The sequence below is a fragment of the Salmonella sp. 741265073_HBA genome (assembly GCF_046569105.1).
In the GTDB taxonomy this organism is placed as follows: Bacteria; Pseudomonadota; Gammaproteobacteria; order Enterobacterales; family Enterobacteriaceae; genus Salmonella; species Salmonella enterica.
This window is the reverse complement of record NZ_JBKFRY010000031.1, coordinates 1-4,646: the sequence shown is the minus strand read 5'-3', so window position 1 is coordinate 4,646 and position 4,646 is coordinate 1. Positions and strand designations below refer to the sequence as shown.

The 4,646-nt window shown below is 50.0% G+C and carries 5 protein-coding genes and 4 tRNA genes; 7 read left to right on the top strand and 2 right to left on the bottom strand.

What is annotated here, in order from left to right; all coding sequences use genetic code 11:
- Window positions 1-433 precede the first annotated feature (433 nt).
- Both murB and birA read left to right on the top strand, forming a co-directional pair.
- Complete coding sequence (gene murB / locus ACLD3P_RS21795) at window positions 434-1,462, top strand: UDP-N-acetylmuramate dehydrogenase (protein ID WP_131046903.1); 1,029 nt, start codon at window positions 434-436, stop codon at window positions 1,460-1,462.
- The gene (gene birA / locus ACLD3P_RS21790; protein ID WP_000655747.1) at window positions 1,459-2,421 is read left to right on the top strand and encodes a bifunctional biotin--[acetyl-CoA-carboxylase] ligase/biotin operon repressor BirA; all 963 of its coding nucleotides are present in this window, start codon (window positions 1,459-1,461) and stop codon (window positions 2,419-2,421) included. Before murB ends, birA begins: the two co-directional genes overlap by 4 nt.
- A gap of 34 nt (window positions 2,422-2,455) precedes the next feature.
- Here the strand turns inward: birA and coaA are convergent, their stop codons facing one another.
- Window positions 2,456-3,406 carry a type I pantothenate kinase gene (gene coaA, locus ACLD3P_RS21785; protein ID WP_000023068.1) on the bottom strand — a complete coding sequence of 317 codons (951 nt, stop codon included), beginning with the start codon at window positions 3,404-3,406 and terminating at the stop codon, window positions 2,456-2,458.
- A 208-nt stretch (window positions 3,407-3,614) separates the two neighbouring features.
- Entirely contained in the window at window positions 3,615-3,788 is a 174-nt protein-coding gene (locus ACLD3P_RS21780; RefSeq protein ID WP_031602421.1) for a hypothetical protein, read from the bottom strand.
- Between the two features lie 19 nt (window positions 3,789-3,807).
- On the opposite strand from ACLD3P_RS21780, the gene ACLD3P_RS21775 reads away from it, so the two are divergent.
- The 5 genes from ACLD3P_RS21775 to ACLD3P_RS21755 all read left to right on the top strand — a co-directional run.
- Window positions 3,808-3,883 (top strand) — tRNA-Thr (locus ACLD3P_RS21775).
- A gap of 8 nt (window positions 3,884-3,891) precedes the next feature.
- Window positions 3,892-3,976: transfer RNA gene (locus ACLD3P_RS21770), tRNA-Tyr, on the top strand.
- 116 nt (window positions 3,977-4,092) lie between these two features.
- Window positions 4,093-4,167, top strand: a tRNA-Gly gene (locus tag ACLD3P_RS21765).
- A 6-nt stretch (window positions 4,168-4,173) separates the two neighbouring features.
- Window positions 4,174-4,249: transfer RNA gene (locus tag ACLD3P_RS21760), tRNA-Thr, on the top strand.
- Window positions 4,250-4,364: 115 nt separating this feature from the next.
- Window positions 4,365-4,646 (top strand): GTP-binding protein (locus ACLD3P_RS21755; RefSeq protein ID WP_001707331.1); only part of this gene is annotated, 282 nt, incomplete at its 3' end.

Sequence of the window (4,646 nt, the reverse complement as noted above, 5' to 3'; positions counted from 1 at the left end):
CGTAGCGCCGATGGTAGTGTGGGGTCTCCCCATGCGAGAGTAGGGAACTGCCAGGCATCAAATAGAATGAAAGGCTCAGTCGAAAGACTGGGCCTTTTGTTTTATCTGTGGTCTGTCGGTGAGCACTCGTTGCGCAGCAACGGCCCGTAGGGTGGCGGGCAGGACGCCCGCCATAAACTGCCAGGCATCAGACAAGTGAAGAAGCCCGTCCGTCTGGACGGGCTTCTTTGCGTGTGTGGTAACTGTAAAAATGTAGGCCTGATAAGCGCAGCGCCATCAGGCAACCGGCACCGCCGGATGGCAGCTTCGCCTTATCCGGCCTACGGCATCGACATAATGCCTGTGTATACCGCCTTATTCCGTCGACATAACCACAAGCCTTCCCAACACAGATACGGTAAACTATTGCCGATTGAGTATCAGGAAAGCAGCCATGACCCACTCCCTAAAACCCTGGAATACCTTCGGCATTGATCATTGTGCAAAGCACATCGTATGCGCTGAAAACGAACAACAACTACTGAGCGCCTGGCAGCAAGCAACTCGTGAGGGACTGCCGGTTATGATCCTGGGTGAAGGAAGCAATGTCCTGTTTTTGGAAAATTACGCCGGCACCGTGATCCTTAACCGCCTGAAAGGCATTGAGGTGAATGAAACCGCGGACGCCTGGCACCTACACGTCGGCGCAGGCGAAAACTGGCATCAGCTGGTTCGCTACGCGCTGGACAACAACATGCCCGGCCTGGAGAATCTGGCGCTCATCCCTGGCTGCGTTGGTTCCTCGCCTATACAGAATATTGGCGCGTATGGCGTAGAACTACAGCGCGTCTGCGACTACGTTGACTGCGTTGAACTGGAAACGGGAAAACGTCTGCGTTTGTCCGCGGCGGAATGCCGTTTCGGCTATCGTGACAGTATCTTCAAAAATGAATATCAGGATCGCGTTGCGATCGTCGCGGTGGGTCTGCGTTTGTCAAAGCAATGGCAGCCGGTGTTGACCTATGGCGATCTTACTTGTCTGGACCCGAAAACGGTCACCGCGCAACAGGTGTTTGATGCTGTATGCCATATGCGCACCACAAAATTGCCGGATCCTAAAGTGAATGGCAATGCGGGCAGCTTTTTTAAAAATCCCGTTGTCGCAGCCGATATCGCTATGGAACTGTTAGAACGATTTCCCAACGCGCCGCATTACCCTCAGGCAGACGGCTCAGTGAAGCTGGCGGCAGGCTGGCTGATAGACCAATGTCAGTTGAAAGGCATCACTATTGGCGGCGCTGCGGTGCATCGCCAACAGGCGCTGGTATTGATTAATGCGAATGATGCGACAAGTAAAGATGTGGTGGCGCTGGCGCATCATGTCCGGCAAAAAGTGGGTGAAAAATTTAATGTCTGGCTGGAGCCTGAGGTTCGCTTTATTGGTCGGTCCGGAGAGGTGAACGCTGTGGAGAGCATTGCATGAAAGATACTACCGTTCCCCTGACGTTGATCTCACTACTTGCCGACGGAGAGTTTCACTCAGGCGAGCAGTTGGGTGAACGGCTGGGAATGAGCCGCGCGGCGATTAATAAACATATCCAGACATTACGCGACTGGGGAGTAGATGTATTTACCGTTCCCGGGAAAGGATATAGCTTACCGGAACCCATCCAGTTACTGGATGCTGACCGTATTCATAGCCAACTGGATAGCGGAAACGTGGCGGTATTGCCCGTTATCGATTCAACCAATCAGTATTTACTTGATCGAATTGGCGAGCTGCGTTCAGGCGATGCCTGTGTAGCAGAATACCAACAGGCGGGGCGTGGTCGTCGCGGGCGTAAATGGTTCTCACCGTTTGGTGCGAATCTATATCTTTCAATGTACTGGCGTCTGGAGCAGGGGCCTGCGGCGGCAATAGGCTTGAGTCTGGTTATTGGAATTGTGATGGCGGAAGTGCTGCGTGAACTGGGCGCAGATAAAGTTCGTGTGAAGTGGCCTAACGACCTTTACCTACTGGACCGCAAACTGGCGGGTATTCTGGTCGAGTTAACCGGTAAAACGGGCGATGCCGCACAAATAGTGATTGGCGCTGGTATTAACATGGCAATGCGTCGTGTAGAAGAGGACGTGATAAATCAGGGATGGATCACGTTGCAGGAGGCCGGAATTACGCTCGACCGCAATATGCTGGCCGCAAAGCTGATTTATAAGCTACGTGCTGCGCTTGAGCTTTTTGAGCAAGAAGGTCTTTCTCCTTATCTTTCGCGCTGGAAAAAACTGGATAATTTTATTGGTCGTCCGGTAAAACTGATTATTGGCGACAAAGAAATATTTGGTATTTCTCGCGGCATTGATACTCAGGGCGCATTATTGCTTGAACAGGATGGCGTGATTAAACCCTGGATGGGTGGAGAAATATCGCTGCGAAGCGCCGAATAGTAAAAAAGGGGAGTCGGTACTCCCCTTTTTTCTGTTATTTCCGCAATCTTACCTGTTCCACCGCATGGTTAGCGCTCTTGGTCATAATAAGGCTGGCACGTTCTCGCGTGGGTAAAATATTTTGTTTTAAATTCAACCAGTTAATTTCTTTCCAAAGCGAAGCTGCTGTATTAACAGCTTCTTCTTTAGATAATTTCGCATAATTGTGGAAATAAGAGTCAGGATCGGTAAACGCCCCTTCGCGGAATTTCAGGAAGCGGTTGATATACCATGTCTGAAGAAGTTCTTCTGGCGCATCAACGTAAATAGAGAAATCAACGAAATCAGAGACAAATACATGGTGCGGATCGTGAGGATAATCCATACCGCTTTGTAAAACATTCAAACCTTCAAGAATCAATATATCAGGCTGAGCGACGGTTTTATCCCCTTCAGGAATAACATCGTAAATCAAATGAGAATAGACTGGCGCCGTCACGTTCGGTACGCCCGACTTGAGGTCAGAAACGAATTTCACCAGTCGGTGCATATCATACGATTCGGGGAAGCCCTTTTTCTTCATTAACCCGCGTTCTTTCAACACCTGGTTTGGGTGGAGGAAGCCGTCTGTGGTAATCAATTCAACACGGCGGTGTTCCGGCCAGCGACTCAGCAACGCTTGCAGAACGCGTGCTGTCGTGCTTTTACCCACTGCGACGCTGCCCGCGATACTGATGATGTAAGGGATTCGCTGGCCGTTAGTGCCCAGAAACTGTTCCAGGACAGCCTGACGACGCAGGTTTGAACTGATATAGAAATTTAGCAAACGGGAGAGAGGTAAATATATTTCTGCAACTTCTTCCAGCGATAAATCTTCATTAATGCCTTTTAACTGCGCGATCTCATCCTCGGTCAGGGTCATCGGCACAGAATCGCGAAGCGCAGCCCACTGGCTGCGATCAAACTGTAGGTAAGGCGTCATTAACGATTGCTCTTTTATACTCATAAGCATGTTTCTGGCTGCTATTGCTACATCAGTTCAGCGATGAACGAGGGCCATCCCTGACATGCAACGGCACGTCACATTTAAGTTAATTTGGACAATGGGCAGGAGGGTAACACCAGATGGGGAGGAATAATAAGAAAAAATCTCGCTGTGAAAGCTATCCCTGAGAAGCAATGTGACGAATATACCAGATACAGAAGATTGCTTTCTATCGACGGAACGTTGAAATGCCGCGTCGTATCCTGGTCTGACGGTCAGTAAAATGCCGAAAATTTATGCTCTCTTGTTTGAAATTAGAGCATTTTTGTCTCTTATAGCGCAAAATGTGAGCGATAGAACATTTTATGCAATTTTTTAGTTGCATGAGCACGCAGGTCTCCATAGAATGCGCGCTACTTGATGCCGACTTAGCTCAGTAGGTAGAGCAACTGACTTGTAATCAGTAGGTCACCAGTTCGATTCCGGTAGTCGGCACCATCAAGTCCGGTGGGGTTCCCGAGCGGCCAAAGGGAGCAGACTGTAAATCTGCCGTCACAGACTTCGAAGGTTCGAATCCTTCCCCCACCACCATTTTCGGCCGCGCGATGGCGCAGCCCGAGACGATAAGTTCGCTTACCGGCTCGAATAAAGAGAGTTTCTCTCGATATTCAGTGCAGAATGAAAATCAGGTAGCCGAGTTCCAGGATGCGGGCATCGTATAATGGCTATTACCTCAGCCTTCCAAGCTGATGATGCGGGTTCGATTCCCGCTGCCCGCTCCAAGATGTGCTGATATAGCTCAGTTGGTAGAGCGCACCCTTGGTAAGGGTGAGGTCGGCAGTTCGAATCTGCCTATCAGCACCACTTCTTTTCTCCTTCCTGTTTTTCTCTTCTGTTTATTAGCATTCAACAAGTCGGGCGTGTTGCCTGGTTGATGTGGTGATATCACCGATTTATCCGTGTCTTAGAGGGACAATCGATGTCTAAAGAAAAGTTTGAACGTACAAAACCGCACGTTAACGTCGGTACTATCGGCCACGTTGACCATGGTAAAACAACGCTGACCGCTGCCATTACTACCGTACTGGCTAAAACCTACGGCGGTGCCGCTCGCGCATTCGACCAGATCGATAACGCGCCGGAAGAAAAAGCGCGTGGTATCACCATCAACACTTCTCACGTTGAATACGATACCCCGACCCGCCACTACGCACACGTAGACTGCCCGGGGCACGCCGACTATGTTAAAAACATGATCACC